The organism is Psychrobacter sp. 4Bb (genome assembly GCF_002836735.1).
In the GTDB taxonomy this organism is placed as follows: Bacteria; Pseudomonadota; Gammaproteobacteria; order Pseudomonadales; family Moraxellaceae; genus Psychrobacter.
In genome coordinates, this window is sequence record NZ_PJAS01000010.1 from 1 (window position 1) to 3917 (window position 3917).

The 3917-nt window shown below is 40.9% G+C and carries 5 protein-coding genes; 3 read left to right on the forward strand and 2 right to left on the reverse strand.

Annotated elements, in window-relative coordinates; genetic code table 11:
• From CXF60_RS00455 to CXF60_RS00465, 3 genes are all read left to right on the forward strand, one after another.
• Positions 1-221, forward strand: a 221-nt coding sequence (locus CXF60_RS00455; protein WP_228706990.1) for a LysR substrate-binding domain-containing protein, incomplete at its 5' end; no start/stop codon positions are given.
• Positions 222-387: 166 nt separating this feature from the next.
• Positions 388-1227 carry an SDR family oxidoreductase gene (locus CXF60_RS00460; protein ID WP_102090352.1) on the forward strand — a complete coding sequence of 280 codons (840 nt, stop codon included), beginning with the start codon at positions 388-390 and terminating at the stop codon, positions 1225-1227.
• 529 nt (positions 1228-1756) lie between these two features.
• Complete coding sequence (locus CXF60_RS00465; protein WP_102090353.1) at positions 1757-2068, forward strand: DUF1244 domain-containing protein; 312 nt, start codon at positions 1757-1759, stop codon at positions 2066-2068.
• Between the two features lie 75 nt (positions 2069-2143).
• On the opposite strand, the gene CXF60_RS00470 is transcribed toward CXF60_RS00465, so the two are convergent.
• Positions 2144-2587 (reverse strand): SRPBCC family protein, encoded by a 444-nt coding sequence (locus CXF60_RS00470; protein WP_102090354.1) that lies wholly within the window; start codon positions 2585-2587, stop codon positions 2144-2146.
• 81 nt (positions 2588-2668) lie between these two features.
• Positions 2669-3673: a 23S rRNA pseudouridine(2604) synthase RluF gene (gene rluF / locus CXF60_RS00475; protein WP_102090355.1), complete on the reverse strand. Its 1005-nt coding sequence runs from the start codon at positions 3671-3673 to the stop codon at positions 2669-2671.
• Positions 3674-3917 lie beyond the last annotated feature (244 nt).

Genomic DNA, 3917 nt, shown 5'->3' on the forward strand with positions numbered 1-3917 from the left:
TCAACAGTTCAGAAAATCGTTTGGACGCCGTATTGTCAGGTATTGGTCTCGCTTACTTACCTGAAGATATGGTACAGAGTCAGATACAAACGGGCGAGTTAATCGAGGTGCTCACTGATTGGTGCCAACCCTTCGATGGTTACTATTTATATTATCCAAATCGGCAACTGTCCTCCCCTGCTTTTAAATTGATTGCAGAGGCACTGAGGTTTCACCCATAGATAAAGGTTTAAAAACATCGATAGGAGTAGCTTCTAATGATTGAATTAAACTCGTAATGAGCTGATTAATGAATCAAACTCATAAGGACATTGCGTTTATGTGATCTAGTAAAACAATCTATAGGCTTTATAATTTAGATAATTCACTGATCACGAGGAGTACGTAATGGAAAACAAACAGGTCGTTGTATTGGTAGGCACAGGGTCTATAGGGCAAGCGATTGCCAGACGCGTTGGGGCTGGCAGACATATCGTGCTTGCTGATATTAGTGAGAAAAATGCCCAAACAGCGGCAAAAATATTCAATGATGCAGGTTTTGATACCAGTGTCATGGTCACCGATTTATCCTCTAGAGCCTCGATTAAACAGCTCATTGATCATGCTCAGCAATTTGGTAGTGTGATGCACCTTATCAACGCAGCGGGATTATCGCCTTCACAGGATTCGATTGAGGCTATCTTGCATGTCGATCTGTATGGTACAGCGGTATTACTGGAAGAATTTGGTAAGATTATCGCAGCAGGCGGTTCAGGTATCACCATATCATCGCAATCTGGCCATCGATTAGCAGCCCTATTTGAGCAAGACAATACCTTATTAGCAACAACACCGACTGAGTCGTTATTAGACCTGCCCTTGATAAAAAATATTGATGACACATTAAAAGCATACCAATACTCTAAAAGATGTAACGGCTTGCGAGTCATGTATGAAGCAACGGCATGGAGTAAACGCGGCGCAACCTTAAACACCATTAGCCCCGGTATCATCATTACACCATTGGCGAATGATGAGTTAAATGGACCGCGTGGCGAGGGATACCGAAACATGTTGGCGAAAAGCCCGTCAGGTAGAGCTGGAACACCAGATGAAGTTGGTGATCTTGCAGCATTTTTGATGAGTCATCAGGGTCGTTTTATTACGGGTAGTGACTTCTTGATCGACGGCGGAGCTACTGCAGGATACTGGTATGGTGACTTGCAATATTTGAAAAAAACTCATTAATACTGGCTAACTAAACTTCTACTCTCCATTTTGCACAAATAAAATGCCGTGGTAATAATCGCTTGAGCAGTTTGACCTTTGACTTGGGTGATAAATTTATCGTTATTACTTAAGCTACTCACATTTTGATAAAGCTTTTTCGCATTGTGAAGATGAATACCCTATTTTGTCGCTATATTTTCCAACTCTCTGTCACGCAGCTCATGTCTAAAGTTTCTTACCTTTCTTATAAAGCTTACTTGATAATAGTCGCTTCTTTAGCGATATGAATGAAAAACGATGGGAAGCCATAAAGCAAGAAATTAATTATAGAGTTGAAGAAAAAACTTGGCTCACGATTGACCAAAGAGCAGATAGAAATGAAGCGTGGTTTAATAGTATAATCAAAAAGGTTTAAGCTAATAAACCGCTGCTATGATGGGGTTTCTTGTGCGCGTTTTTGATATAGATCAACACAGGTTGCGCAATGTTTATATCATTAGTATCATCTCAGTTCTAAAATAGCTCAATGACAATCAGGGAAAACTTTATGGCAAAATTAGAATCAAACATCGAATTAGAAGCCGCGGCATTTCGTCGCTTATTGGCTCATTTAGACGAGCGTAAAGATGTACAAAATATCGAGCTGATGAACTTGGCTGACTTTTGTCGTAACTGTTTATCCAAATGGTATAAAGCTGCTGGTGAAGAGCGTGGTATTGAAATCGACTACGAGGATGCTCGCGAGCTTGTTTATGGCATGCCTTACGCTGAGTGGAAAGAGAAGTATCAGCAAAAAGCAACACCAGAACAGTTGGCACGTTTTAATGAAATTGAAGCTGCCAAGAACAAAACGAATTAAAACCAACTAATAGTGGCTCAAATAAAAGAGCCACCATTATATAATTATATCGAAGAAGACAATATTGCCGCTAGATTAGCGGCTTTCTATAGATTTGAGTATACTACTAAACCCTATGGTTCCTTGTTTCTGCATTTGACGGTCAAATAGGCGACCGATTAATGGCAATGGTACAATCAATCGACCCTCAGATACCCAAGTCACGTGTGTGGTGCCATCGCCCAAGTCTTTTAAATCAATGATACCTTTATCATGCTGCATTTTTATAGGTTTAGATTTTTCGATTTGGTATTGCATATGAGTAGGACGCTCAAACGCTGTAATCCGCTCCCAGAACTTAACAGGTCCCGTTTGAATGCTACGTAAAGCCCCGACGCCATTGCGCTCGTCGTTACCTTCAGCTAATAACTTAGCAACTCCTACCGCTTTAAATGAGCCATAACTGGCATGGTCACTCAGTGCTTCAAATACCTCATCAATCGGTTTTTTGACAATGCGCTCTACTTTTATTTTAAACATAATATGATCTCGTTAAGATTAAAGTTATTTAGCTTACTGCTATTTTAGAAATAAATATAGCAGTCACATTGTGAAAAATTATTACCGTGAAGAGCCGCGTCCCTTTGAAGGACGCCTGCCATTGGTAGCAGGTTTACCATTGCCTCCGGACTTACCATTACCCCCTGACGGCTTACCACGACCAGTAGGACGTCCATCCCTACCTTTAGAACCTGCTGGTTTTCTAGCATCATCCTTGGCGTATTTGTTACGGCCTTTTGCTGCACCTGTCGATTTTGCAGAGGATTTTGACTTTGACGAAGCATCCGTACGAGGTTTCTTTCGTGGCGCATTGCGAGATTTCTTGCTTGAATGATTGTCTTGCGAAGAAGAATCTTCTACAGATTTAAGTAACACGGACAGCTCTTTTGGAGTTAAGTCTCGCCAGTCACCAACGGGAAGACCCTTGAGACTTACATTCATAATCCGCGTACGTTCAAGCTTGACGACTTCGTAGCCAAAGTGCTCACACATACGGCGAATTTGACGGTTTAGACCTTGAACGAGCGTGATATTAAACACATTAGGAGCCACTTTAGTCACTGGGCATTTTTTGGTCATCTTGCCAAGCATCGGCACACCGCCCGCCAAACCTTCGATAACACTATCCGTTAACGTCTTATTTACGGTAACTAGATACTCTTTCTCGTGATTATTACCCGCACGTAGTACCTTATTGACCAAATCACCGTTATTAGTCAAAAAGATCAAACCTTGAGAATCTTTGTCCAAACGACCAATCGGAAAAATACGTAAACTATGTCGCACAAAATCGACAATATTATTTTTCTCAGAGCTTTCTGTAGTACTTACAATGCCCACTGGCTTATTTAATGCAATAAAAATAAAATCATCAGGCTCTCGCGGCTCAATAGGCTGCCCATTGACCTTTACTGCATCACCAGCAACCACCTGATCACCTACCGACGCACGTTTGCCATTGATGTATACATTACCTTGTTCAATAAAGCGGTCAGCGTCTCGCCTAGAGCAAATACCACTTTCGCTGATGTATTTATTTAAACGAGTCGAGGAAGCGTTGAACATAAAGCACCGTTTTACCTGATAAGAAGCTTTTTTTACTAAGAAAAAAAGCCTGAATTGAATGAATCAATAATGATGAAATAGCTCACATTATATAGGAAATCGACTGACCCTTTGAGGGGAGATGGGTAAAAACCTAGAAATGTATCGCGTCATGTAATTTTGGATGATGTCGAAAGAACTTGTTTATGAGGTTAGGAATTTAAAAAGCCTCACCATTCATCATACGAGCAGTGAGGCTTTTTTC